Source organism: Streptomyces sp. NPDC093600, from assembly GCF_044764755.1.
In the GTDB taxonomy this organism is placed as follows: Bacteria; Actinomycetota; Actinomycetes; order Streptomycetales; family Streptomycetaceae; genus Streptomyces.
Map to the genome: position 1 here is coordinate 678,506 of NZ_JBIWIU010000001.1, position 25,619 is coordinate 704,124.

Consider the following 25,619-nt stretch of genomic DNA (forward strand, 5'->3'; position numbering starts at 1 on the left):
CCGGGGGGGGGGGGCGCACCGCTTGGGGGGGGGGGGGCCCCCCCCCCCGCGGGGGGCCCCCCCCCACCTCATCCGGCGCTGTCGGGGCGGGGCGGGCCCGCGAGACGCGGGCCCGCCGGAGCCGACCGCCTTACGGCCAGGCGTTCAGCTCGGGGAGTGCCGCGGCCGGGTCGCCGTTCACGACGGGCAGGACCGGGTGCGGGCGGCCGGAGATCCACGCGGCCAGCGCGCGCAGCGAGCCGCGGACCGCCACCGGGGCCGAGCCCTCGACCGCGGTGGACCACTCCTCTCCGGTGTCCTCCGCGCTCAGCACGACCCCCTGCGGCAGCCGGGGCCGCAGGAAGGTGACGACGTGCGAGGAGAGCGCGGTGCTCCATTCCTCGGAGCCGTAGCCGACCGTGAGGTCGACGGTGTGCAGCTCGGTCTCCCGCCACCACGCGAGCTGGGTCGCGAACAGCGGGGAGTTCCGGTAGGCGCAGGGCAGCTCCCAGCCGTCGGGGCCGAGCGCCTCCCACGCCTCCTCGAGCGCGCTCAGGCCCTCTTCCAGCTGTTCCCGCAGCCACGGGACCGGCCGGCCGTGCAGCTCCTCGATGCGCCGGTCGCGGGTGGGCCGCCCGCCGTCGTACACCTCGACGGTCCTGCCCTCGACGGCGTACCGGGCCTGGCGGGCGAACGCCCGGGACAGGTCGGCGAGGTGGATCAGGACATGGCCGCGCGTCCAGCCCGGGAGGTGGATGGACTCGCGGGCGCCCTCCTCGGTGATCTCCGCGGCGGCGGCACGCAGTCGGTCGTGCGCGGCGCGGATCTCCTTGAGCCGCTCGGGTACGTCGACACCGCCGTACTCGCGGTCCGTGTAGTCGATGGAGGTACTCATGACGGGTTCCTTTCGAGTTCCTTCGTCTCTGTCCCGGCCGGGGACTCCCGCGGCATGAACGCGTGGATCCAGCAGAGGATGTCCCGGATGACGTGGTGGTCCTTGTTCGGCCGGAGAGCGCCGATCTGGTGGTACATCACCCCTTCGCTGGGCGGACCCAGGAAGGTGATCCGGGACTCGACACTGCCATCCGCGCGGACCGGGTGGAATTCGGGGGTGAGGTCCAGGCCGCCGGGGACGAAGTCGGGTTCGCCGATACCCGGGTTGGACCACTTGCGGACGATGCCGCGGCGCAGCAGGTTCGGATAGACCGGCATGACGTCGCGTTCGGCGTCGAAGCCGTGGACCCGCGCGTCGACGAGGGCGTCCGCGTACCGCTCGGCTCCGGTGACCGGGCCGACGACCCGGAACAGGCCGCGTTCCTCGTCGCACTCCACGCGGGCGCCCGGGCCGGCGGAGATGTCGACGCGGCCGCTCTTGATCAGCGCGGTGACCTTCTCCATGGCCTCCACCGAGGCGCCCTGGCACAGCCGGTTGTGGTGCGGCGTGTACACGCTGAGGAAGGTGCGGTGCGAGGAGGCGAGCAGCCCGCCGAAGTCGACCGCCTCGATGACGACACCGCGCATGTCGCGCCAGGCGGCGTCGGCGGCCGCCTTCGCCGGGTTGCTCAGATTGCCCTGGGCGGCCCAGCGGATGTCCCGGTCGAGGAAGTCGAGGAAGGTCTCGACGTACTCCTCGGGGCTCGCGTAACCGGTGTCCGGCACCGGCACCGGGCTGATGGTCCGCTCCCACGAGAAGCGGTGCTCGGCCGCCCACGGGGCATGCCGCCACGGGGACTCGGCCGCGGCGACCGCGGCGGCGAAGGCGCGCGGGTCGCCGGCCTCGGAGAGCAGGGCCTCGGCCCGCTCGGCGCCGTACACGACCGTGAGGAAGGAGCGCACCGCCCGGTCGACCGGCGGCAGACCGCCGGCGGAATCCCCGCCGCGGTACACCACCAGCGCGGTACGGCCCGCCAGGACGTCGTCGACCCGGTCGGCGAGGGCCCGGGCCAGCTCCTCGACGGGCGCGACGAGGAACTCACCGGCCTCGTGGTGGTCCGCGAAGGCGCCGGCGTCGGCCAGGAACTTCTCGTACGCCGGCTGCGCGGCCAGCACAGCGGCCTCGCGGAACTCCGGGCCGTACAGCACGCCGTACTGGATCAGCGCCATCTCCAGCAGGATCAGCGGGAACACGTGCCGCTCGAAGTCGAGCTGGCGCTTGGGGACGCCGCCGATGACGTTCGGCACGCCGACGGTCCGCCGCAGCTCGGCGACGGCCGCCGTGGTGAGGAAGGGGCCCTTGTACTCCAGGGCCGCGATGTCGCGTTCCTTCTCGTTGTACGGCCGGGCGAACGTGAACAGGCCGGAGCGGCTGAACGCCACGATGGAGTCCGGTTCGGCACCGCACGGGCGGTAGACGAGCTCGTCGTTCGCGTCCCGCTCGAAGGTGCCGCCGCGCCCCTCGGTGAGATACAGCAGCACGTCGATGCCGGTGAGCCCCATGCCCAGGCAGGCGACCGTCGTACCCGGGCCGGTGTGCGCCGGGTCCAGCGACCGCTCAAGCGGGTACGCGGAGGGGATGAGGTGCGCCGGGTGTTCGGCGGCGAACCGGGCCAGGTGGGCCTGGCGCGGGTCCAGCTCCGGCCGGTTCGACGAGTGACCGGTGAGCATGAGGACGTAGTCGGCCTCGTACGCGGGAGCGCCGTCGGCGGTGAGGACGGCGAACCGGTCGCCGCGCTCCTCCAGGTCGACGACCTCGGCCTGCCGCAGGGTCACCTCGACGCCTTCGGCGGCGCGCAGGATCTCCACGTACCCGGCGAACTGGTCGCGCAGGGCCTCGCCGTGCACGAACCGCTTGGGCCAGTCCTCGGCGACCATGTCGTAGACCGGGTCGCCGGTCTCCTCGAACTTCTTGCGGCACCACTCGAGCAGCGTGGGCCGCTCGGACGCGGAGAGCAGCGGCCCCGCGTCGACGACGCTCTCGTCGGCGGCGAAGGCCACCTGGCCGACGACCCGGTTGAGGTAGCTGGTCCTCGTCTGGCCGGGGCTGTGGACCTGACCGGGGCCGAACTCGCCCGAGAGGTCGTAGACCACGATCTCCAGGGCGACCGCTTCGCGCCGGTCGCGCACCAGGGCGGCGAGGCGCTCCAGGACGTACGTGCAGGTCGGGCCGCCGCCCACGATCGCCAGGTGAATCGGCGAAGCGTTCACGGAATTGTCGGTTGTCACCGGCTCACCGCTCCATCTCTTCTTCTCGGCTGGGGTCAGGAATTCGAGTCAGCGGACCGGGCGACGACATCGTCGAACGCGCGGAAGAAGCCGGCGATGTCGTCACCGGTCAACTGGCCCATGTTGGCGAGGCGGAACACCCCCGCGGACTTCTCCTGGGTCGCGTAGATCACGTAACCGCGCTCCTTGAGGCCGTCGTGCAGTTCGTCGTACGTCATGCCGTTGGAGAGGTGCGCGTTGGTGATCGAACCGGCCCGCTGGTCCGGCGGCAGGAGCAGTTCGATGCCGCGCTCCTCGAGACCGGCGCGGATCTCGGCGGCGCGTGCCGCGTAGCGTGCGGTCCTGGCCGGGACACCCTCGGCGAGGGTGAGGTCGAGCGCCGCGTCGAGGGCGCGCAGTACCTGGACGGCCGGGGTGAACTGCGGGCTGCCCTTGAGGACCTGGGCGCGGTAGTTCGCCGACAGGTCGAAGTAGAAGGTGCGGGCGGGCACGTCCGCGAGCGCTTCGAGGCGCTCACGGGGGGCGCAGACGAAGCTGATGCCCGGCATGCCTTCCAGGCACTTGTTGGCGGTGCCGACGCACCAGTCGACGTGGTCGCGGACGACGTCAAGGTCCTCGGCCCCGAGGCTGCTGATCGCGTCGACGATCAGCGAGCGCCCGTGGCGGGCGACCAGCGCGCCGAGCTCGCGCACCGGGTTGAGCATGCCGGTGCTGGTCTCGTGGTGGACGACCGCGACATGGGTGATGCCCGCGTCGGCGGCGAGCGCGCGGTCGACCGAGTCGAGGTCGAGCGGTGTGGCCCAGCCGAACTCCAGCCGGACACAGGCGATGCCGTGGACCTTCGCGATGCGCAGCAGCCGCTCGCCGTAGTGGCCGTTGTCCAGGACAAGCAGCCGGCCGTCGGCGGGGAGGACCGAGCTGATGACGGCCTCCAGGGCGGCCGTGCCGGAGCCGGTGAACAGGACGGCGGCGTGGCTGTCCCGGTCGGCCCCGCACACCTCGGTGATCTTGCCGCCGACGCTGCCCAGGAGCGCCTGGCACTCGGGTTCCCGGTGGCATTCGTCGGGGCCGGCCAGGGCGGCGCGGACCCGGTCGTGCACGTTGACGGGCCCCGGGTTCAGCAGGACGACGCGGTCGGGCCGTCCGTGCGTGCCGGTCATGTGAGGTCCTCCAGGGACGGTTCGGTGGTGGCGGGGGTACGGCGCCGGATCAGAGTGCGGGGGACATCGCGCGGCCAGGTGTCGAGCGGGGCGAAGAGGTGGTGCAGGCCCCCGGGTCCGCGGTCGCCGCGGGTGATGACGCACTCCGCGCCGCGGCGGGCGTGCGCGGCGAGCGCCTCGACCTTCCCCTCCATGGCTCCGGTGGCGTCCCACGCGTCGTCCCAGAACAGCCGCCGCACGGCGGCCAGGTCGTCGGGGTCGAGGTACGGAAGTACCGGGCTGTCCGGGTCCCGCGCGAGGTGGATTCCGGCCACGTCGGTGAGGGCGACGACGCGGACGGGGCCGGGGGCCATGGCGGCGTCGAGCACCACACCGGGGACGTCGTCGCTGCTGAGGATGCGCAGGGTGCCGGCGGCGGTGACCACGCAGTCGCTGGAGAGCACCGGCAGCGCGCCCTCGGCGAGGAGCCGGGACACCACCGCCGTCTCCGTGACGGTGGTGCCGTCGGGCAGCTCGTTGAGCATCGAGGTGGTCTGCAGCGGTACGGCCCGTACCCCGTGGGCGCGGAGCGCGGCGGTCCACGCCCAGCGCATGCGGAAGGCCGGTTCGGTCAGCGCGACGGCCGCGTACGGGTCGTCCTCGGCCGCCTTGATCCGCAGGCCGACGGGGTGGCACAGCGCACCGCCCCCGGTGACCAGGATGATCCGTCCGGGGTGCGCGGCGACCAGTTCGGCGACCAGGGACGCGTACGCGTCGACGGCCGCCTCGTCGGTCCCCCCGCTGTGCCGCTTGTCGGAGAGGAGACTGCCGCCGACCTTGAGGACGAGCAGCCCCGGCGTCCCGTCGGGCGCGGGCGCGCGGCCCGGCGCCGTGGCGGGGGCCGTGGAGTCGGCGGCGGTCACTGGAGCGGAACGTTGGAGACGGTCCCGGCGGTGTGCCGGCGGGCGTTGAACAGCCGCCCGAGGAAGGGCTGCTCCCAGCGGGCGCTCTGCCCGTCGAGGGAGCCGTACAGCTCCAGGTAGTCCGTGTCCTCGGGGCGCAGGGTGTCCAGGACGTGGGCCGGGACGGCCTCCGGGTAGAGGACCGCGGTGAAGTGCAGGGCGTAGTAGGCGATGGCCTCGGCGCCGACCGACGCGACCCGCTGGAGGAACCGCTGCCAGGCGTCCTCCTCGCAGGCCCCCGCGACCAGGGCGAGGTCCAGGAACTTGCTCAGCTGGAGGTCCTGGCGGTCCTCGATGAAGTGGAGGCTGGTGGCCTCCTTGTGCAGGTGCGAGCAGAGGTCGAGGAGCCGGTCGTCGGGCGCGGGCTCGAAGGCGGGGGCGCCGCACAGCACGGTGGGCACGGCACGGTCCAGCAGCTCGGCGGCTCCTGCGCTGATCCCGGACTTCTTCTGGAAGATGTCGTGGCAGATGTCGACGTTGAAGTCGGTGATGTCGGGACGGCCGCCCGGCTTGCGGTACGGCAGCTGGTTGCTCAGGTTCATCTTCCAGAACGCCTGCGTCTCGCGGCTGTACGGCTCGATCCGCTCGCCGTCCTCGGCGACCTTGCCCTGGATGTAGCCGAGGCGGAGCAGGACCTCGTGCGCGGCGCGCGCGTCCTCGCGGGACAGCAGCACGTCGAGGTCGGCGATGCGGCGCAGGGCCGGGTCGCGGTACTCGCCCTCCCCGAGGGAGAAGCCCTTGCGGACGGCGAAGCGCAGTCCGGCGGAGGAGAGTTCGGCGAAGACCCGGCCGAACTCGTCGGACAGGCCCTGGTTGCGGGCCCGGTTGGCGAGGTAGGCGCCCGTGAACACCCAGGGGTAGGGGAAGCCCGGCTGTTCGCCGACCTTGCGGTCCAGGCGGTGGCGGTCGACGTGCCGGCCGATCAGCGGCAGCAGCTTGTGCCAGGCGGCGGCCTCCAGGAAGGCGCCCCAGTCGAGGTCGGGGCGGACCGCCAGCTCGCGGATCGCGGCGATGTCGTCGGCGCCCAGACGCAGCCGGGCCATCCGCAGCAGCAGCCGGGAGTGCGCGGGCAGGTCCTCGGCGGTCAGGTCACGGGAAGTGGTCTTGTCTGCCATGTCACACCTCTGCGGGGGACGTGCCGTCCTGCGTGAGCTGCCGCAGCGCACGGTGGTCGGTCTTGCCGTTGGGGGTCAGGGGGAGCGCGTCCAGCTCGGTGAGCCGGCGCGGCACCATCGCCTCGGGGAGGGAGCGGGCCAGGTGGGCGCGGAGCTCCTCGGGCGTCACGGGCCCGTGAACCGTGTAGTGGGCGGCGAGCACGGGGTGTCCGTCGACGACGGGCACGGTGACGGCCGCGTGGTCGACGGCCGGGTGGCGCAGCAGGACGGCCTCGATCTCGTCGAGCTCCATGCGGACGCCCGCGACCTTGACCTGGCGGTCGACCCGGCCGAGGTAGAGCACGACGCCCTCCTCGAAGCGGGCGAGGTCGCCGGTGCGGTAGAGCCGGCCGGTGGGCGAGTCCGGGTCGAGGGGGTCGGCGAAAAAGGCGCGGGCGTTGTTGCCGGGGTCGTTGACGTAGCCGAGTCCGACGACGACACCGCCGACGAAGAGCTCCCCGGCCTCGCCGGGCTCGGCGGCCCGCCAGGGGCCGTCGTCCTCCTCGCGTACCAGCAGATAGAGCCGGGCGTTGGCGACGGGCCCGCCGACGGGCAGCCGGGACCGGGTGGTGTCGGCGGCGCTGACCTCGTGGTGGGTGACGTCGTCGGAGCACTCGGTGGGCCCGTAGGCGTTCAGCAGGCGTACGTGGGGGAGGGCCGCGAGGGTACGGGCGGCGAGCTCCGGGCGGAGCTCCTCACCGGTGGAGATGAGCCAGCGCAGGGCGGGGAGCACCGGGCCGCGCCGCTCGGCCTCGCCGACGAGCCAGCCGACCACGGTGGGGACGAGCTCGACCACGGTGACGCCGGTGTGCTCCAGGGCGGTCCGTACGCGGCGCGGGAAGTCGAGGTCCCGCTGCCGTACGACCACGACGGCACCGCCGACGAGGAGCGGGGCGAGCATCTGCCAGATGGAGATGTCGAAGACCAGGGGCGCGGTGAACGCCAGCCGGTCGTCGGCGGTGAGCTCCAGGTCGGCGACCTTGGCCCAGAGGTGGTTGAGCATGCCGCGGTGCTCGACGGCCGCGCCCTTGGGACGGCCGGTGGTGCCGGAGGTGAAGATGCAGTACCGGGGCTCCAGGGACTGGTCGCGGCCGTCGGGGGTGTACGGAGCGACGGCGGCGTCCGGCCCAGGGGCGGCGACGACGGTGGTGCCGAGCCCGGCGGCCGCCTTGACAGCGGTCTCCCCGCCGGGGCCGCCGCCGTTCGGGGCGCCGGAGTAGTCGAGCAGAAACCCGGCCGCGCCGCGCTGGAGGACCTCGGTGACCCGCTCCGCGGGCCAGTCGGTGGCGAGGGGCAGGTAGACGGCCCCGAGCCCTTCGAGGGCGAGGAACGCGGCGATCGTGTCCGCGGAGCGCTCGCCGACGGCGGCCACGACGCTGCCTGCGCCGCAGCCGGCCGAGGTGAGGGCGGCCCGGAAGCGCGCGGCGCGGGTCAGCAGCTCGGGGTAGGTGAGGGTGGTGTCGCCGTCGACGACGGCGGGCGCGTCCGGGGTGGCGGCGGCGAAGCGCGCGACGTGGTGGAGAACGCCGGGGGCGGTGTCGAACTCCGCGAGCCGGCCGAGGGAGAGCGAGGCGGCGCGGGCGGCGGCACCGTCCGCGAGCGGCAGCGGCGCCAGGACGGGCACGGTGGGAGCGGACGGGACGGCGGCCGGCGGGGTGGCGGCGGGCCGGGTGGTCATGACGCCCCCGCGCTCTGGTGGCGGTCCAGCTCGTGGAAGAAGCCGTCGATGGGGACGGCCTCCCCGGCGGCGACGGCCGTCCGGTGGACGTGGGCGCCGACGGCGAGGTCGAGGATGCCGAGCCCGAAGGGGGAGAACACCACGGGCCGGTCCACGGGGACGGTGACAGCGCCGGTGAGGACGTCGAACAGCGTGCCGTCCAGGAAGTCCCGGTTGCCGGTGCGCTGTTCGGCCAGGTGCACCGAGGTGTCGGCCTTCAGCACGTGCTCGACGTCGTCGACGATGTTGACGCTTTCCAGGATCACGTCGACGCCCAGGTCGCGCAGCGAGACGTGGAGGACCAACGGGTTGTGCGAGAACCAGCCCGGGTCGGTCACATGGGGGGTCGCGGCGGTGGTGGCGAAGACGATCAGGTCGCAGGAGCGGACGAGGTCCTCGGCGGAGGTGTGGACGCGGACCGGCCGGCCGGTGGGCTCCAGGACCTGCTGGGCGAAGGACGAGGCGTAGTCGTCGCTCAGGTCGAAGACGTGGTACTCGTCCACGTCCCAGGCGAGTTCGCTCAGGTAGTCCTGGATGAACCGGGCGATCAGGCCGGTGCCGAAGAAGCCGACGCGGCGGGGCGTGCCGCCGCGCTGGGCGGCGATCCGCCGGGCCGCGGCGGCGGCCGACGCGGCGGTGCGCACCGCGCTGATGATGGACCCCTCCAGGCATGCGTAGGGGTAGCCGGTGGCCGGGTCGTTGAGCAGCAGGACGGCGGAGGCGCGCGGGATGCCCCGCTCCAGGTTGGTGGGGAAGCTGGAGATCCACTTGATGCCGTCCACGCCGTCGGTCCCGTCGGTCCCGTCCGTCCCGCCGACCGAGGCCGGCAGGGCGATGATCCGGGCGGTGGGCCGGTCGGGGAAGCGCAGGAAGTACGAGGGCGGGTTGACGGTGCCGCCCTCGCCGTGGCGGCGGTAGGCGGCCTCCACCAGGTCGATGATCTCGGCCCTGCGTCCTTCGAGGCCGCGGTGCACCGCCGCGCCGGGTACGACGGAGAACCGCGGGGGCCCGCCCTGCTGCTCAGCCATTGCTCTCTTCCTGTTCCTTGTCGAGGTCGCCGTAGGTGCTCCGCACCCAGGTGTCGTCGTAAACCGTTTCGATGTAGCGGTCGCCCATGTCGGCGGAGATGGCCACCGAGGTGAGGGTGGAGCCGGGGTCGTGCTGCTCCAGCCAGCGGGCGGCGCCGCTGACGACGGTTCCGGTGGAACCGCCCATGAGGAACCCGTGCCGGGCGAGGCGCCGGCACATCCGCACGGTGTCGCGCTCGTGGACCCGGACGATCTGGTCCACCTCGGCTGCCTCGACCAGCGGCATCGGCTCGCTGGCGCCGAGCCCCGGCAGGTGCCGGGGGCCGGCGGGCATCCCGAAGTTGACCGAGCCCACGGTGTCCACCGCGATGATCCGTACGCCGGGGCGGTTGTCCCGGAACCATCGGGCACAGCCGGTGAGGGTGCCACCGGTGCCGGTGCCGATGAACAGCACGTCGAGCTGGGGGAACTGCTTGGCGATCAGGGGCGCGGTGTTCTCGTAGTGGGCCAGCCAGTTGGCGGGGTTCTCGTACTGGTTGAGCCACACGTAGCCGGAGTTGCGCGAGCACAGCTCACGGACGAGCGCCTTGCGGGCGGTCAGATAGCTGCCGTCCGCGTCGGGCCGGTCGGCGACGACCACCTCGCTGCCGAGGGCCCGCATGAGCTTGACGGTCGCGGGGTTGCACTTGGGGTCGGTGACACAGACGAACCGCAGGGAGCGGGCGGCCGCCACCACGCTGAGCGCCACCCCGAGGTTCCCGGAGGACGATTCGACGACGGTGGAGCGCTCGTCGATCAGACCGAGCCGGACGGCCGACGCGATCATGGAGGTGGCTGCCCTGAGCTTCACGGAGCCGGCGAAGTTGAAGCCTTCGCACTTGAGGTGCAACGGGATGCGGAGCGTGTGTCCGAGGTCGACGTAGACGTCGCTGTCGAACAGTTCGTCCGCTGTGGAGATGATGGCCAAGAGTCGTGTCCGCTTCTTTCGTCCCGCCCCCTACGGTCCGTCCCGGCGATCAGGCGTCGAGCTTCTGCCAGGCCTCCAGGCGCTGCAGGGCGAAGATGTCCTGGACGGAGGCGATGGAGTCCTCGACCGCCGTGGAGTCGCCGGTTTCGTAGACGGAGCGGTAGGTCTCGCGCAGCGCGCTGACGGTGGCGCGCAGCCCCTGGTTGGCGTAGATGACGACGGAGACGCCGGCCTGCTTGATGTCGTCGATGTGCCAGTCCGGATAGGTCGTCGGCACGATGACCACCGGGCAGCGGAAGTCCCAGCCCTCGAGGAACCCGACGACCTGGTCGCGGGTCTTCACCTTGGAGTGGACGAGGACCGCGTCCGCGCCGGCGTCGGCGTAGGCACGGCAGCGTTCGAGGGCCGCGTCGACGTCGAGCCCGCTGATGAGGGCCTCGGTGCGGGCGATGACGAACATCTCCTGGGTGGCCTGGGCCGCCTTGGCGATGCGGATCTTGTCGGCGAACTCTTTGGTGCCGAGAAGGGTCTGGCCGCCCGCGACGAAGCTGTTCATCTTGGGGAACAGCTTGTCCTCGACGCAGATCGCGGTGATGCCGGCCGCCTCGAACTCGTGGACCATGTGCGCCACGTTGAGGTTGCCGCCGTATCCGGTGTCGCAGTCGGCGACGACCGGGATCCGCAGTGCCTTCTGGATGTTGGCAGCCGCTTCGAGGTACTCGGTCATGCTCAGGATGCTCGCGTCCGGCAGAGCGCGTGACGCCGACACCTCGAGGCTGGACGACCAGACGGCCTGGAACCCGGCCTCTTCCGCGAGCAGTCCGCCGAGGGCGTGGTTGGCGCCCGCCACACGAACGATCTCGTTGTCGGCCAGAACAGAGCGAAAAGAAGGATAGATGGACCGCTGCACGCCTGAGACTCCTGAATCGTTCGATGTGGTGGATCGAATCGCTCTACGCCGTTGTAGGCAATGCTTGAGCAATGTCTAGGCAAGGTATTGCCAAGATTCTTACCTGGTTGTTGTCGCTGGCTGTCGGGCTCATGGCCAGGCGGCACGACGCTGAAGGTAGGCGTCTGAAACCGAAGATGTCAACAACCTTGTCAACGACTTGCCAGCGTGATGCAATGCCTACCGGCCCCGCTGCGGGTCATCGGGAATCCCAGAGAGGAACAGCAGAGAATGAGCACCACGCTCGCGCCCACTCACCCCCGCACCCTGGAGGTTCCGGCAGAGACGTTCCACACCTTCTCCGAGCGGGCGCAGCGCGAAGTCGCCGCGTACGTCGCCGAGCTCGACCGGCGCTTCCCCGCGGGCCGGGTCGACGCGATCGACGTCGACCTCGACGCCGTCCCGCTCTTCGCGGCGGAGGTCGACGCGAGCCGCCATGTCATCGACGACACCGCGCACTTCATCGTGTACGACCGCGTCGCCGGCGTGGACAGCCTCCGCGGGCAGGCGCTCTACGCCTGGGTGCTCGGCACCGCGCTGGGCCGGCCCATGGTCCAGAACACCGACGGCTGGCGGCTGATCGAGGTCTACGACCGGGGCATCCGCAAGACCATCGAGGACGGCGCCCGCTACCACCAGACCAAGCAGGGCTCGTACATGCACAACGACGCCGTCAACGACGTCGACCCCATCGACTACCTGCTGCTGTCCTGCGGCCAGTCCGCCTACATCGGCGGCGAGAGCATCCTCGTGGACGCCAAGCCCGTCCACGAGGTCCTGGAGCGCCACCCGGACGTCCTGGCCATCCTCACCCAGGACTTCTGGTTCGAGAAGCGCGGCATGTCGCTGTCCCGGGAGACCGGCTTCTTCCGCTCGCCGATCATCCGCTACACCGCCGACGGCGAGCCCCTGGTCCGCTACTTCCGCACCTACATCGAGGTCGCCCACGACAAGGTCGGCGAGCCCATCACCGCCGAACAGCGCGCCGCGCTCGACTTCTTCGACGCCGTGCTCGACCAGTCCTCCGTGCAGTACCGCGTCCGCCTGGAGCGCGGGCAGACCCTGGTCTCCGCCGACGACCGCTTCCTCCACACCCGTACGGCGTTCTACGACCGCTTCCCGCCCCGCGAGATCGACATGAGCGACGACCGGCCGGACGACGTCAACCGCTACATGTTCCGCATGTGGTCCACCAAGGCCTGACGGCCGTCCTGCCGGGCCTCCTCGCCCGCGCCGCGCCCGAACGTCCCGACACGCCAAGGAGACCATCGATGCACCCGCGTGAGTCCCTCCGGACGGTGGGCCACGACCTGGCCGCCGAACTGCGGCGGAACCGCCCGAAGGACCACCTCTCCGCATCCGGCGAGGTGCAGACCTGGCACCGCACCAGCGGCCGGCTCGCCGAGGGCCGCGTCAGCGACATCAGCGTGCAGTGGGGACAGGCGACCGCGGCGCGGTACGTCACGCGCGACACGTTCCTGCACCGCTCGGTCTCCGGCTTCGACCCGGCCGTGGCCCGGCTCGCCGTCGAGGGCGGCAGCACCGCCCCCGGCGCCACCGGGACCGCCGGAGCCTCCCTCCACACCCCCGGCCCCGGGCGGTCCCCCGCCTGGACCGAACCCGGCACGGCGCTCACCGCCCTGCGCGAACTCGAACAGGCCGCCCGCGACTACGACCCCACCGTCGCCCAGGTCGTGATCGACTTCGAACTCGCCGAGCAGGACCTCTGCCTCGTCGACGCCCAGGGCCTCGTGCACGACGAGACCCGGCTGCTCAGCTACCTCACCGTCCGCGTCATCGCCCGCAAGGGCGGCCGCGTCGCCACCGGCTTCTACACCCCCGGCGTCAGCGGCCCGCTCTCCGGCATCGACATGCGCGCCGCCGGCGCCGAGGTCGCCCGCCGCGCCGTCACCGGCCTCTCGGCCCGGCCCGCCCCCGTCGGCCGGCTGCCCGTCGTTGTCGCCGGCGGCCGCGGCATGGTCCTGCTCCACGAGGCCTGCTGCCATCCCCTGGAGGGCGACGAGGTGCTGCGCGGCTCCGTCTACGCCGGACAGATGGGCCGGACCATCGCCTCCCCGCTGGTCACCCTGAGGGACGACCCCACCGTCCCCGGCGCCGTCGGCTCGTACGTCTACGACGACGAAGGCGTACGCGCCACCCCGACCACCCTGATCGAGAACGGCGTCCTCACCGGCTGGCTCACCGACCAGGAGTCCGCGGCCCGGCTCGGGCTCGCCTCCAGCGGCAACGGCCGCTGCACCACGGCCCTCCAGCCGCCCCAGCCGCGCATGACCAACACCTGCCTCGCCGCCGGCACCTCCACCGTCGACGAGATCATCGCCTCCACCGAGTACGGCATCTACGCCGAGCACGTCGGCGGCGGCGAAGTCATCGAATCCACCGGCGAGTTCACCTTCCGGGTGACCAACGGCCATCTGATCGAGAACGGGCGGGTCACCGACCCCATCGAGGAAACCACCATCACGGGAACGGGAACACAGGTGCTGAGGGACATCGACGCCATCGCCGACGACAGCACGGTGGGCGCGGCCAAGTGCGGGAAGTTCGGCCAGTGGGTGACGGTCGGCGTCGTCGGACCGACCCTCCGGGTCGGTTCTCTCCTGGTGGGAGGCACGAGCCGATGACCACCTCACGCGAACACTTCGCCGGCGCCGAGGCGCGGACCGGCGCGAGCGACGTCCTCCTCGCCGAGGCCGCCCGGCACGGTGCCGACGCCGAGGTCTGGACCGCCTGGCACGAGACCGACGAACTCGTCTGCCGCGCCGGGACCGTCGAGCGCCGCAGCGAGGTCTCCTCCGGAGCCACCGCGCTGACCGTGTGGGCCGAGGGCAACGAGGGCTATGCCGTCCGCAACGTCCCCGGCGCCACCGACACCGCCCTGGTCACCACCGCCCTCGAGATCGGCCGTGTCCTCGCCGCCGAAGACGCCGCCCCCGCCCCCCAGGCGAACCGCGCCCCCCACACCCCTCCGGCGGCCCCCCTGCCCCGGATCGGCGCCGACGCCACCGCCCGTCTGCGCGCCCTCGCCGAGGGCACCGGCGACCTGGAGATCGAACTGCGCGCCCGCGCCGACCGCACCCGCGTCCGCCTCCACCGCGCGGGCGCGGGCCCCGCCGAGTACGACACCGGCGTCGCGCAGCTCTTCGCCCGGATCACCGCCCGCGGCGAGGGCACCGGCTACATCGGCCACCACCTCTTCGGCCGCACCATGGAGGGCATCCTCGACGACGCCGAGCGCACCGAACTGGCCGAACTCGTCGCCCTCGCCCGGGTCCTCGCCTCCAGGCCCGCCACCGTCCTGGACCACGACGACCTGCTCGTCGACGGCCGGGTGCTCTCCCGGCTGCTCACCCTCGTCGCCCCCGCGTTCCTCCTCGACTCCGTACTCGAAGGCCGCTCACCCCTGAAGGACCGCGTCGGCGAACGGGTCGCCTCGCCCGGCGTCACCCTCCTCGACGACCCCACGGCCGCCGGCTCCCCGCTCTTCATCCCCTGGGACGGCGAGGGAACCCCCACCGGCCCCACCGTGCTCGTCGAGGACGGCGTCCTGCGCGGCTTCCTCTCCTCCCGCCGTACCGCCGCCGAGGCGGGCGCTCCCGCCACCGGCTCCGCGCACCGCGGCGCCAACGGGGAGATGCCGACCGTCCACCCCGGCCATCTGCTGCTGAGCCACACCGACGACCTCGGCACCGAGGTCCGCCCCGACAGAACCGTGCTCCACGTGGTGCAGGCCAACGGTGCCCACACCTCCAACCCCATCACCGGGGACTTCTCCATCGGCGCCAACGCCGTGCTCGTCAGCCCCGACGGCACCCGGCGCAACGCCGGCAACATCACCCTCGCCGGCAACGTCTTCGAACTGCTCCGCTCCATCGACGGACACGACGGCCGCGTCCGGGTGAACCGCAGCAACAACTCCTTCGTCGCCGGTCCCGGCGTCTGGACCCGCAGCCTCACCGTCGGCCACCAGGACGCCGTATGAGCCTCCTGAAGAACCCCGAGTTCCGGCTGTTCTGGGGTGCGCAGACGGTCAGCATGATCGGCACCAACATGACCCGGGTGGCCATCCCGCTCCTCGCGGCAGGCGCCCTGTCCGCCACCCCGTTCCAGATGGGGCTGCTCCAGGCCGCGCAGACGGTGGCGTTCCTCCTCGTGGGCCTGCCCGCGGGCGTGTTCGTCGACCGGTCCCGGCGCCGCCCGATCCTCATCGTCTGCGACCTGCTGCGGGCCCTGCTGATGGCGGCGATCGTCCTCGGCTTCCTCCTCGACCTGGTCACCTTCCCCGCCCTGCTCGCCGTGACCCTCCTCGTCGGGCTCGCCACCGCGTTCTTCGAGATCGCCTACCAGTCCTACATCCCCGTCGTCGTCGGCCGGGACCACCTCGTCGAGGGCAACGCCCGGCTGGAGAGCACCAACGCGGTCTCCCGGCTGGCCGGACCCACCCTCGGCGGCGGGCTCGTCCAGCTCGTCGGCGCCGTCGCGACCGTCTCCGTCCAGGCCGCCACCCACGTCGTGTCCGCGCTCCTGCTCTCCCGCATCCGCACCCCCGAGGCGGTCCCGGAGCGCACCGAGCGGCGCCGCATGGGCGCCGAGATCCGCGAGGGCCTCAGGTTCGTCCTGCGCGAACCGGTCTTCCGGGCCATCACCGGCTCCGCCGCCACCTACAACTTCTTCTACGCGGTTTCCCTGCCGCTGGTGATGCTGCTGCTCGTCGACGAGATGGAGCTCTCCGGCACCGCCGTCGGCGTCCTGATGGCCGTCAGCGGCGTCGGCGGGGTGCTCGGCGCCTCCTTCGCCGGCCGCCTCGCCCGCCGGTTCGGGCAGGTACGCGCCATGTGGACCGCGTACCTGCTGACCGTGCCCACCGCCCTGTTCATCCCGTTCGCCGAAAGCGGCTGGAAGAGCCTGCTGTTCGCCGTCCCCTGGTTCGTCATGAGCTTCGGCATCGTCGTCTACAACGTGGGACAGGTCAGCATCCGGCAGCAGCTGTGCCCGCCGGAGCTGCTCGGCCGGATGAACGCCAGCGTGCGCTTCCTCGTCTGGGGCATCCTCCCGCTCGGCTCGGTCACCGGCGGAGCCCTGGGCGAGTGGCTCGGGATCCGCGGCGCCCTCCTCGTCGGCGGCGCCGGCATGAGCGCCGGCGTCCTGTGGCTCGTGCTCTCCCGGCTGCGACCCCTGCGTGACCTCCCCGCGCCCGAGGAGTCGCCGTCGGCGGACGACGCTCCCCTGCGCACCTGAGACGTGCGCCGCCCTCCCAGAGCAACCGAATGGAGTACCCCGTGTCCCCCCGCTACGTAGTGTTCATCGAGTCCCCGTGGACCGGCGCCGGCCAGGACTGCGCCCGCTTCCTGCTGGAGCAGGGCATCACGCCGATCATCCTGGCCGCCGATCCGGCGCACCTGCACCCCTCGCTCCTCCACGACTACGCCGAACTCGGCGTCGAGATCCGCGCCTGCGACGTCGACTCCGCCGACGCGATCGTGGCCTTCTGCGAGGAACTCGCCACCCAGGGCGAGCTCGTGGGCGTCACCTCCGTCTACGAGTACTACTGCGACATGGGCGCCCGCGTCGCCGCCCGGCTGGGCCTGGCCGGGCCCGACCCGGCCGCCGCCGCGATCTGCCGCTCCAAGTCCGCCATGCGCGAGGCGATGGCCGACGTACCCGGCCTCAACCCGCTCTTCCGGGTCGCCGCATCGCCGGAGGCCGCCGCGGCCGCCGCCGAGGAGATCGGCTACCCCGTCGTCGTCAAGCCCCTCGACCTCACCGGCAGCCTGTTCGTCCGCCGCTGCGAGAACGCGGCGGACGTCACCGCCATCACCGCGGAGGTCATGCGGCTCGGCGAGTACCTCGGCCACTCGGTCACCCCCCAGGTGATCGTCGAGGAGTGCGTCCTGGGCGCCGAGTACTCCGCGGAGATCATGCACGGCAAGGTCCTCGGCCTCACCGAGAAGATCGGCAGCGAGCCGCCGCTCTTCCTGGAGATGGGCCACGTCTTCCCGGCCGTCCTGCCCGGCGACCAGGAGCGACTGCTCGTCGAGAAGGCCGAACTCGCCGTCAAGGCCGTCGGCATCACCTGGGGCCCGTCCCACGTCGAGCTCAAGCTCACCGCCGACGGCAAGGACGCCCGGGTCATCGAGGTCAACGGCCGCATCGCCGGCGACCGCATCCCCGAGGCCGTCCGCATCGCCAGCGGTGTCGACATGTGCCGCCTCCACATGACCGCGCTCCTCGGCGGCACCCCGGACCTGACGCTCACCACCGACCGCACCGCCGCCATCCACTTCCTGATGCTCCGCTCCAGCGGCCACCTCGACGCCATCGACGGCGTGGAGGAGGCCCTCGCCCTCGACGGCGTCCACGAGGTGCACCTGCGGCCCGGCGTCCAGGCCGGCATCGACTACCGGGCCAACGGCTCCAACCGCGACCGGGCCGCCTGGATCATCGCCGAGGGCGCCGACCGCGAGCAGGCCCTGGCCCGCGCCCACGCGGCCGGCGACACGCTCACCTTCACCTGGTCGCCCCTCGACGAGACCGCCCCGGAGGCGTAGCACCGTGCCCCGCCCCGCCCCGGCGCGGTCCGCGCCGCCCCCGGCCCGTACCGTCCCCGTACGCTTCCTCGCCGCCGGCCCCGCGCCGGCGGACGCGGCGGCCGCTGACACGGTCGCGGCGCCGCTGACCTGGAGCCAGCGGTACTACCTGGCCGAGGTCGACGCGGCCCGTGCCCACGGGCGGGGGCTCAACGTGCCCCGCCTCTACCGGCTGCGCGCCGGGACGACGGAGGCCGGCACCGCCGCCGCGCTGCGCGAACTGCTCGAACGGTACGAGGTGCTGCGCAGCCGGGTCGTCCGGGACGAGGCCGGCGGAGCGCACCAGCGGGTGCACACCCGGGGCACGCTGCACCTCGCCGTCCACGAGGCGCCCGCCGGCGCCGCCGACGACCACGCGCGGGCCGTCCTCGGCGCGCTCGCCGCCCCGCCCCTGGACGTGACGGAGTGCTGGCCGCTGCGCGCGGCGCTCGTCACCGAGGAGGGCCACGCGCGGTACCTCGCCCTGGCGTTCAGCCATGTCGCCGTGGACGCGTTCGCGCTCGTCCCGGTCTCCGCGCACCTGGTCGAGCGGATCGCCGAGGCCGACCCGGTGGCCCGCACCGCCCCCGCCCCGGGCGCGGCCCCGCGCGGGCCGCGCGAGCAGGCGGCCGCCGAGGCGTCCCCGGCGGGGGAGCGGTCCGCGCGACGGGCCCTGCGCCTCGCCGAGGAGGCGTACCGCCGCATGCCGCCCGCCCCGCGACCGGTGGCCGGCCCCCCGGCCGGCCCGCGGTACCGGTTCCTCCGTCACCGTTCCCCCGCCCTGGACCTCGCCGTCGGCGCCGTCGCCGCCCGCACCGGAGAGTCCCCGGCCACCGTCCTCGCGGCCGCCTTGATCGCTCTCGACGCCGCCAGGACCGGTCCCGTACCGGGCGACGGCACCGGCACCACCCGGTACGGGGCGGTGCAGCTGATCTCGGCGAACCGGCTGCGGCCCGAGACAGCGGCGGCTGTCCTGCCGCTGTCCCAGCCCGTGCCCTGCTGCGTCGACACGGCCGGGGCCACCTTCCACGAACTGGTGCGCCTGACCGCGGCGGCCTCACTGCGCGCCTTCCGGGCCGGCGGCTGCCCGCCCGACCGGCTGGCCGCGCTGCTCCGGACCGTGGAGGAGGAGCGGGGCGTACGGCTGGACACCACCCCGGCCCTCAACTACCGCCCGCGCTCCACGGCCCTGCCCGTCCGCCCGACGACCGCCGCGGAACTCGCGGCCGCCCAGCCGCGAGCCGTGACGGAGTGGACCGACGCCGACCCGTGGCGGGCGAGCCACTACCTCAGCGCCGATGTGGACGCCGACGGAATCCGGCTGCTCCTGCAGGTCGACACCGCGGTCCACCCGCCGGAGTGGGCCGAGCGGCGGACTGCCGCCCTCGAACGGCTGCTGTGCGCGGCCGCGCTGGACGCCGACCACCCGGCGCTGCCGGAACCGGACCGCCCGGCGCAGGACGCGGACTCGCCCGGCCCGGACCTTCCGGTGGGCTGAACCCCCCTCGTACGAGACAGATTTGGGAGCACCGACGATGGCAGAAGATCAGCAACGCACGGCCCTCCTGGTCGGCGCCGGCGTGATGGCGGAAGGGTATCTGCACGCGGCTCAGACCCTGGGGCTGCGAGTGGGCGTCGTGGAGACCCCCACCCGTCACGCGGCGCTGGCGGACCGCTTCCCGTGCCTCGTGGACTTCGAGCCGGTGGACGAGGCGGCCGCGGGCCGTGACGAGGCCTGGCTGGCGCCCGCCATGACGCTGGCGGCCCGGCTGCGGCCGGACGCCGTCTGGGGATTCGCGGAGCCGCACGTGCTGGCCACGGCGATGGTCCAGCACCGGCTGGGGCTGCCCGGCCCCGGCCTGGACGCGGCGACCGTCTCCCGCAACAAGGCCCTGCAGCGCGCCGAGTTCGGCCGCACCGGTCTGCCCCAGCCGGCCCACCGCCACACCCGGCGGCTGTCGGAGGCGACCGACTGGGCCCTGGAGCGGCTGCCCGTCGTGGTCAAGCCGGTGTCCTCGCAGGGAAGTCAGGGCGTGGAGCGGATCGGCACCCCGGACGAGTGGGCGGACGCGGTCGCCCGCCGGGACGCCGAAGGACCGCTGCTCGTCGAGCGGTACGTCGAGGGCCAGGAGTACAGCGTGGAGGCCCTGGTGCACCGCGGCCGGGTGCTGTTCACCAACCTGACCCGGAAGGAGACCACCGGCCCGCCGCACTTCGTCGAGCTGCTCCACGAGGCGGGCTACGGAGCGGACCGCCCCACGCTGCGGAAGGCGGCGGACGAGCTGTGCCGCGCAGTGGTGGCCGCGCTCGGCATGGTGACCGGCATCGCCCACCTGGAGTTCCGGGCGGTCGCCGACGACGAGCCGGTGATCATGGAGGTGGCGGTCCGCACCCCGGGCGACCACATCATGGAGCTCGTCGCCCGCGCCCACGGGTTCGACGTCTTCGGGGCCTGCCTGCGCCTCGCCCTGGACGAGGAGCCCTCCGTGCCGGACGGCCACGGACCGGTGCGCTCGGCGGGCAGTCTCTTCCTGTCGTCCCCGGGCACGGGCACGCTCGCCGTACTGGACCTGTCCGCGTGGGCCGCCCGGCCGGAGGTGGCCCGGCACGACGTCAGGCTGGCACCCGGCGCGCGGGTGCGTCCCGCCGAGGACTCCGGGGACCGCCTGGCGTGGGCGGTCCTTGACTGCGACACCCCGGACCGGATGCGGGCGCTGGCACGGCGGCTGACCACCGAGGCCGTGGTGGAGCTCACCGAGGACGCGGAGCCCGTGACCGGCGTCTGAGATCCACCGGTCCGAAGGACCGCACCATCGAACTTCCCATGTCAAGGAGCATCATGTCCGAACAGCGCGTGCTGATCGTCGGCGGCCGGATCGAGAACGTCCGCAAGGCGAAGGAGCAGGGTCTCGGCGTCGTCTACCTCCAGCAGCCCGGCCAGTTCACCCCCGAACACGCCTCCCTGGTGGACGCGGCGCTGCTCGTGGACTACACCGACTGGTCGGTGACCGAGCCCCTGGTGGCCGCCGCGCACCGTGCCTACGGCTTCACCAGCGTGGTGACCACGACGGAGGCGGGCGTGGAGCCGGCCGGCCGGATCAGCGACCTGCTGGGCCTGGGCGGCGTCTCCCACGAGGTGGCCCACCTGCTGCGGGACAAGCTGAGCATGCGCCGGCACCTGGCCTCCGCGGCCCCGTCGGTCTCGGTCGCCGCGGAGGAGGTCGGCGACCGGGAGAGCCTGACGGCCTTCGGCGCGCGCCACGGGTACCCGTTCATCGTCAAGCCGGTCGACGGCATCGGCAGCCTGGGGCTCCAGCTGGTCGAGTCGGCGGACCAACTGGACGAGGTGTGGGAGACGATCACGAGGCTGCGTCACTCGGACCACCAGTTCGCCCGCTTCTTCCCGCTGGAGCGATTCCTCATGGAGGAGTACATATCCGGGCCGGAGCTCAGCGTGGAGGCGTTCACCTTCGAGGGCCGCCATGTGGTGGTGGCCGTCACGGAGAAGCTGACCTACGACAACTTCGTGGAGCTCGGGCACGTGGTGCCCGCCCGGATCTCCCCGGCGGACGAGGCGGCGGTCGTGGCGTGTGTGACCACGTTCCTGGACGCGGTGGGAGTGGTGAGCGGCCCCAGCCACACGGAGGTGCGGCTGTCGGAGCGCGGGCCGCGGGTGATCGAGTCGCACAACCGGCCGGGCGGCGACCGCATCAGGGACCTGGTGGAGGAGGCCTACGGCTTCGACATCGAGCGGTACACCGTGGCCTGGCCGGGCGGGGGGCTGCCGGCTCTCGACGAGCGGCCGGCCGCGCTGCGGGCGGCGGCCACCCGGTTCCTCGGAGCCGAACCGGGCACGGTGACCGCGATCGAGGGTCTTGAGGAGGCCCGGGCCCTGGACGGGGTCGTCGACGTGGACCTGCCGGTGGAGCAGGGGAGCGTGGTCCGGCCGCTGCGGTCGAGCTGGGACCGCCTGGGTCAGGTGATCGCCGTGGCCGCGGACGCGGACGCCGCGGTGGCGCTGTGCGAGAAGGCCTGCGCCACGATCCGGGTCGCCACGACGCCCGAACCGGCTGACGCCGCCGATGCGGCGGATCCGGCCGAGTGACGCATGGAGTACGACGAGATACACACCGAGGAAGAACTGCGGGAACTGGTCGGTCCGGCGAATCCCGTGGTGTTCCGCAAGGCGACTCCGGTTCTTCGTGCGTACGAAAGCGAATGGATCAGGAATTCGCCTTTCTGCCTGATCGCCACCGCCGCGACGGACGGCACGTGTGATGTTTCGCCGCGCGGCGATCCACCGGGGTTCGTGCGCATTCTCGACGAACGTACGCTCGCGGTACCCGACCGGCCGGGCAATCGCCGGCTCGACACCTGGCGCAATGTGCTGCAGAACCCCCGGGTGGGAATGATCTTCCTGATTCCCGGGCGGGGCGACACGCTCCGGGTCAACGGACGCGCCCGCCTGGTCCGTTCCGCCCCTTTCTTCGACGACATGGTGGTCCGGGGCAACCGGCCGCGGCTGGCTCTCGTGGTGAGCGTCGAGGAGGCCTACTTCCACTGCGCCAAGTCGTTCATGAGGGCAGGGCTGTGGCAACCGGAGTCCTGGGCTCCGGAGGCGGTGTCCTCCCGGGCGCGGATCGCCCGGGCCACCGAGTGGACCGAGGCGTCGCTGGAGTCCCTGGAGCGTCGGTACGGCCCCGAGTACGAGCGGCACCTCTATCCGGGGCCGCCCTGAGGGTCACGGCCACCGCGAGGCGCGGAGCGGGTGAAGAACCGGTGAAGCCGACGTGTCCTTCATGGGAATTGCCATCGTTGTCAAGTCTTGCCAGACGCGTGCCCGGCCGGATACGTTGGCACCGCCCTGCCGCGGGCGATCATTGAGTTCAGTAAAGGATTCCCATGAAGAAGACCGTTGTTGCCCGAATACTCGCCCTCGCTTTCTCAGCCCTGCTGTTCGCGGGTGCGGTATCGGCCGGCGCGGGCGAGGGCGTTTCCGCGGGGGAGACGCGCACTCTTGCCCTCCACGCCGCCGTCACGATCGACTGGCCGTAATCCGAGGCGCCTTTCGGCCATTGCGGACCTGCGGTTCTGAGACGCGGTTGCCAGTGCCAGTCAATCGTTGTCACAATGTGTCGAGGGGGGCCATGGAAGCCCCCCTCGATGCTTGTGTGAGGCATCGGACGAACCCTCGAAGACGGTGGTCGCATGCTGGAGCAACCTGGCTTTGGACGACGCTTGCGTCAGTTGAGGCTTCAGCAGGGCAAGACCCAGGCGGAGCTGACCGGGCCGGGCATGTCCGCGGCGTATCTCTCCCGCCTGGAGTCGGGTGCCCGGTTCCCCACCCAGCGTGCCGTCGACTACCTCGCGGACCGGCTCGGCATTCCCGTCGAGAGCTTCGCCGAGCCCACCGAGGACGACCTCCTGGACGTCGTCGCCACCCTGGCGTCCCGGCCGGACAGCGAACGTGACGCCGAGATGCGCGACCTCCTCGCCGGCGCGCTCGAGCGGGCCACGGACGCGGACCCCTCGACCCGCTGGCAGGCGCTCGCCCTGCTCGCCCAGGTGCACGCCTCGCTCGGCGAGTTCACCGAGGAGTGGGACGTCCTCGCCGAACTGAGCAAGATCAGCGACGAGTTGGCGCGCCCCGCACTCCATGTGTACACCAAACAGCGGGTGGCCCGGTGCGCCCGCAACCGCGGCGACATGGGGCTGGCCCGCCAGGCGGTCCGCGAGGCCCTGGAACTGGGCGAGCACCACCGCGTACGCATCCCCGTCACCGATCTGCTCCGCAGCCGACTGCTCCTGGTCTCGGCGGAGACGGAGCTCGGCAACGTCGCCGAGGCGATGCGGCTCAGCCTCGACGTCCTCGCCGCGCTGCCGTCCGAGCGGGGCGCCCTCACCGCCGAGGCGTACTGGACCGCCGCGACCGTGAGCACCCGCCAGGGCGACGCCGAGGGGGCGCGCCGGTACCTGGACAAGGCGATCGACGCCCTGGACAGCCGGGAGGACATCACCCTCTGGATGCGGCTACGGCTGGGAGCGGCCTCGCTCTGCCTCCAGAGCACGCCGCCGAGACTGGACCAGGCGCAGGCTCTGCTGGCGGCCGTGGAACCGGTCCTGGACTTCGCCGGGCCGCCCCGGCACCGCCAGGAGTTCCTCTTCCTCCGGGCGCAACTCGCCTTCCGCCGGGGCGACTCCAACCGTGCGGCCGAACTCGTGGCGGAGGCCGAGCATGGCCTCCAGCTCTTCACATACCGCGACCGGATCCGCTTCCGGATCCTTCAGGAGATGCTGGCCGCCCGCTCCGGCGACACGCGCGCGGTGGCCCGGCTGCAGGAGCTGGCCACCGAGGTGCAGAGCACCCAGATGCCAGAACTGGCCGCCGAGGTCTGGCGGACGGTGGCCGAGTGCGCCGTGGGAACCGTGTCACCCCCCTCATGACCGACCGCCGCGGCCTCCGTCGGCCCGCGGCACTTCTCCGCCCCGTTTCGCGTGCCGCCCCTGTGGCGCAGGGGCGGGGCGGAGGCGGGTGCGCGAGGAAGGGGGTATGTCCAACCGACTCGCCCAGGCCACGTCCCCCTACCTCCTCCAGCACGCGGACAACCCCGTCGACTGGTGGCCATGGGAGAAGGACGCGTTCGAAGAGGCCCGGCGTCGTGATGTCCCCGTGTTCCTGAGCGTCGGCTACAGCGCCTGCCACTGGTGCCAGTGAACTCGCGCACCCAGGAGTCGGCAGTGCTCATGTCTCCCTGATGATCACGCACTGCTCGCAGAGCTTCCACCAGTCGCCTCGGTCGGAGGTCAGGACGATCGCGGGGGGACCCTTCGATGCGAGCCGCCACTCCGAGGTCGTTGCGTAGGGGCAAGGAGAGCGCCTCGAAGGCACGCGTCAGCGAGCGGGCCGGCCGCTCCTTCACGCGGGGCCCGCTCGGTGTCTTGAGCTTCGACCAGTCATCGCAGTCGGAAGTCAGGGGCGAGCGCTCGGGAGCCGAGCGCCAACGAGCGGGCCGACTGCTCCTTCTCTATGAGATCGCGGTGACGGAAAACTCGCCGATGCCATCCGGTGAGCGGCTGGCTCTTCGCGCCACCCCCGCCCTCGCCTGTCTTGGTGCGTCAACTCGACGTCTTCGTAGTCGGCTTGCGTGTGGGCGCGCTGCCTTAGCCTTGACGAACAGATCAACAGGGGGGCGAGATGCCTAAGGTTCCTGAGAGCCGGCGCGTTGGACGCATGGCCGTGAACGAGGTGCGTTCGTTGCTGGAGCGGAACGGCCACATCGTGCAGGAAATCGACGGCGCGAACGACCACGGAGAGGATCTGCACGTCACCTTCGTCCAGGATGGGCGACGAACAGCGGACTCTCTGGCCGTGCAGGTCAAGGGCGGGGTCTCGACGCGCACCCGGCGGGGGTACCGCGTCCAGGTCGGGGACCATGGGGACAATTGGCGCGACGGCAGCCTGCCGGTGCTCTGCGTCGTCCACGACCCCGAGCGGAATGGCCTCTTCTGGGCCAATGCGACTCGTCAGCTTCGCCGAGCAGAAGCGCTGCGCAAGACGTTGAAGTCCGTTGTCGTCCGGCGGGAGTCCACGCTGGACGATTCCACCTTCGAGGCCTTCGTCCAGCGCATGCGAAACTACCTGGCTCGGGAGCGCGAGGGTGTCGGCAGATGGGCGGACATGGCGGACGTCGACTTCGAGCCGAACGACATCGTCAAACCGTTCATCAACGAAGTTGGCGAGCCCATGGTCTTCTGGCAGAAGCGCGGGGAGCCGTTTGCGGTGTTGCTGCATCACGACCTCGACTGGGAGCCCGTGCGCATCCAGGAGCAGATGCTTCGCCTCGATCTCATCCCGTCGATCGGGGACATCATCCTTGATGGTGCCGAAGCACACTGGCTCATGGGCTGCTTCAAGTCCACCGAATGGTGGCGTCGACCAGTCGCAGAAGACAGGCCCTTCTAGATTCGGTGGTGA

At 72.3% G+C, this 25,619-nt stretch carries 21 protein-coding genes and 1 pseudogene; 13 read left to right on the plus strand and 9 right to left on the minus strand.

The genetic code is table 11. The annotated features are described in order from the left end of the window. Positions 1–130: 130 nt before the first annotated feature. The 9 genes from ACIRB4_RS03390 to ACIRB4_RS03430 are packed head-to-tail and all read right to left on the minus strand — an operon-like array spanning position 131 to position 11,018. Positions 131–874, minus strand: coding sequence for a maleylpyruvate isomerase family mycothiol-dependent enzyme (locus tag ACIRB4_RS03390; RefSeq protein WP_403288138.1), 744 nt, complete (start codon positions 872–874; stop codon positions 131–133). Next, entirely contained in the window at positions 871–3,123 is a 2,253-nt protein-coding gene (locus ACIRB4_RS03395; protein ID WP_403288139.1) for an FAD/NAD(P)-binding protein, read from the minus strand. Before ACIRB4_RS03395 ends, ACIRB4_RS03390 begins: the two co-directional genes overlap by 4 nt. Before the next feature lie 53 nt (positions 3,124–3,176). Continuing rightward, positions 3,177–4,301 carry a 2-aminoethylphosphonate aminotransferase gene (locus ACIRB4_RS03400; protein WP_403288140.1) on the minus strand — a complete coding sequence of 375 codons (1,125 nt, stop codon included), beginning with the start codon at positions 4,299–4,301 and terminating at the stop codon, positions 3,177–3,179. After that, on the minus strand, positions 4,298–5,203 hold the full coding sequence (locus tag ACIRB4_RS03405) for a hypothetical protein (protein ID WP_403288141.1): 906 nt from the start codon (positions 5,201–5,203) through the stop codon (positions 4,298–4,300). Before ACIRB4_RS03405 ends, ACIRB4_RS03400 begins: the two co-directional genes overlap by 4 nt. Next, positions 5,200–6,357 (minus strand): nucleotidyltransferase family protein, encoded by a 1,158-nt coding sequence (locus tag ACIRB4_RS03410; RefSeq protein ID WP_403288142.1) that lies wholly within the window; start codon positions 6,355–6,357, stop codon positions 5,200–5,202. The genes ACIRB4_RS03405 and ACIRB4_RS03410 overlap by 4 nt, the downstream gene beginning before the upstream one ends. Before the next feature lies 1 nt (position 6,358). Further along, the gene (locus tag ACIRB4_RS03415) at positions 6,359–8,074 is read right to left on the minus strand and encodes an amino acid adenylation domain-containing protein (RefSeq protein WP_403288143.1); all 1,716 of its coding nucleotides are present in this window, start codon (positions 8,072–8,074) and stop codon (positions 6,359–6,361) included. After that, positions 8,071–9,141: a 2,3-diaminopropionate biosynthesis protein SbnB gene (sbnB, locus tag ACIRB4_RS03420; protein ID WP_403288144.1), complete on the minus strand. Its 1,071-nt coding sequence runs from the start codon at positions 9,139–9,141 to the stop codon at positions 8,071–8,073. The genes ACIRB4_RS03415 and sbnB overlap by 4 nt, the downstream gene beginning before the upstream one ends. Continuing rightward, positions 9,134–10,108: a 2,3-diaminopropionate biosynthesis protein SbnA gene (sbnA, locus tag ACIRB4_RS03425; RefSeq protein WP_403288145.1), complete on the minus strand. Its 975-nt coding sequence runs from the start codon at positions 10,106–10,108 to the stop codon at positions 9,134–9,136. The genes sbnB and sbnA overlap by 8 nt, the downstream gene beginning before the upstream one ends. A gap of 49 nt (positions 10,109–10,157) precedes the next feature. Further along, the gene (locus ACIRB4_RS03430) at positions 10,158–11,018 is read right to left on the minus strand and encodes an isocitrate lyase/phosphoenolpyruvate mutase family protein (protein ID WP_403288146.1); all 861 of its coding nucleotides are present in this window, start codon (positions 11,016–11,018) and stop codon (positions 10,158–10,160) included. Between the two features lie 270 nt (positions 11,019–11,288). Between ACIRB4_RS03430 and ACIRB4_RS03435 the strand changes: the two genes are divergently transcribed. From ACIRB4_RS03435 to ACIRB4_RS03495, 13 genes and pseudogenes are all read left to right on the plus strand, one after another. Next, on the plus strand, positions 11,289–12,260 hold the full coding sequence (locus ACIRB4_RS03435) for a TauD/TfdA family dioxygenase (protein WP_403288148.1): 972 nt from the start codon (positions 11,289–11,291) through the stop codon (positions 12,258–12,260). A 68-nt stretch (positions 12,261–12,328) separates the two neighbouring features. Then, positions 12,329–13,702, plus strand: coding sequence for a TldD/PmbA family protein (locus tag ACIRB4_RS03440; protein ID WP_403288149.1), 1,374 nt, complete (start codon positions 12,329–12,331; stop codon positions 13,700–13,702). Then, a complete protein-coding gene (locus tag ACIRB4_RS03445; protein WP_403288150.1) occupies positions 13,699–15,060 on the plus strand; it encodes a TldD/PmbA family protein in 1,362 nt (453 codons plus the stop codon). Before ACIRB4_RS03440 ends, ACIRB4_RS03445 begins: the two co-directional genes overlap by 4 nt. Beyond that, on the plus strand, positions 15,057–16,316 hold the full coding sequence (locus tag ACIRB4_RS03450; protein WP_403288152.1) for an MFS transporter: 1,260 nt from the start codon (positions 15,057–15,059) through the stop codon (positions 16,314–16,316). The genes ACIRB4_RS03445 and ACIRB4_RS03450 overlap by 4 nt, the downstream gene beginning before the upstream one ends. 41 nt (positions 16,317–16,357) lie before the next feature. Next, complete coding sequence (locus ACIRB4_RS03455; protein ID WP_403288153.1) at positions 16,358–17,626, plus strand: ATP-grasp domain-containing protein; 1,269 nt, start codon at positions 16,358–16,360, stop codon at positions 17,624–17,626. A gap of 4 nt (positions 17,627–17,630) precedes the next feature. Next, positions 17,631–19,142: a condensation domain-containing protein gene (locus tag ACIRB4_RS03460; RefSeq protein ID WP_403288154.1), complete on the plus strand. Its 1,512-nt coding sequence runs from the start codon at positions 17,631–17,633 to the stop codon at positions 19,140–19,142. 37 nt (positions 19,143–19,179) lie between these two features. Further along, the gene (locus ACIRB4_RS03465) at positions 19,180–20,430 is read left to right on the plus strand and encodes an ATP-grasp domain-containing protein (protein WP_403288155.1); all 1,251 of its coding nucleotides are present in this window, start codon (positions 19,180–19,182) and stop codon (positions 20,428–20,430) included. Between the two features lie 53 nt (positions 20,431–20,483). Continuing rightward, a complete protein-coding gene (locus tag ACIRB4_RS03470) occupies positions 20,484–21,749 on the plus strand; it encodes an ATP-grasp domain-containing protein (RefSeq protein ID WP_403288156.1) in 1,266 nt (421 codons plus the stop codon). Between the two features lie 3 nt (positions 21,750–21,752). After that, entirely contained in the window at positions 21,753–22,382 is a 630-nt protein-coding gene (locus tag ACIRB4_RS03475) for a pyridoxamine 5'-phosphate oxidase family protein (RefSeq protein ID WP_403288157.1), read from the plus strand. A gap of 164 nt (positions 22,383–22,546) precedes the next feature. Further along, positions 22,547–22,699 (plus strand): hypothetical protein, encoded by a 153-nt coding sequence (locus tag ACIRB4_RS03480; RefSeq protein ID WP_403288158.1) that lies wholly within the window; start codon positions 22,547–22,549, stop codon positions 22,697–22,699. Between the two features lie 153 nt (positions 22,700–22,852). Beyond that, positions 22,853–24,088, plus strand: a complete 1,236-nt coding sequence (locus ACIRB4_RS03485) for a helix-turn-helix domain-containing protein (protein ID WP_403288159.1) — start codon at positions 22,853–22,855, stop codon at positions 24,086–24,088. Positions 24,089–24,194: 106 nt separating this feature from the next. Then, positions 24,195–24,353 (plus strand): annotated as a pseudogene (locus ACIRB4_RS03490) (DUF255 domain-containing protein); the annotation flags it as partial. A gap of 522 nt (positions 24,354–24,875) precedes the next feature. After that, on the plus strand, positions 24,876–25,607 hold the full coding sequence (locus tag ACIRB4_RS03495; RefSeq protein ID WP_403288160.1) for a DUF4365 domain-containing protein: 732 nt from the start codon (positions 24,876–24,878) through the stop codon (positions 25,605–25,607). Positions 25,608–25,619: the final 12 nt, after the last annotated feature.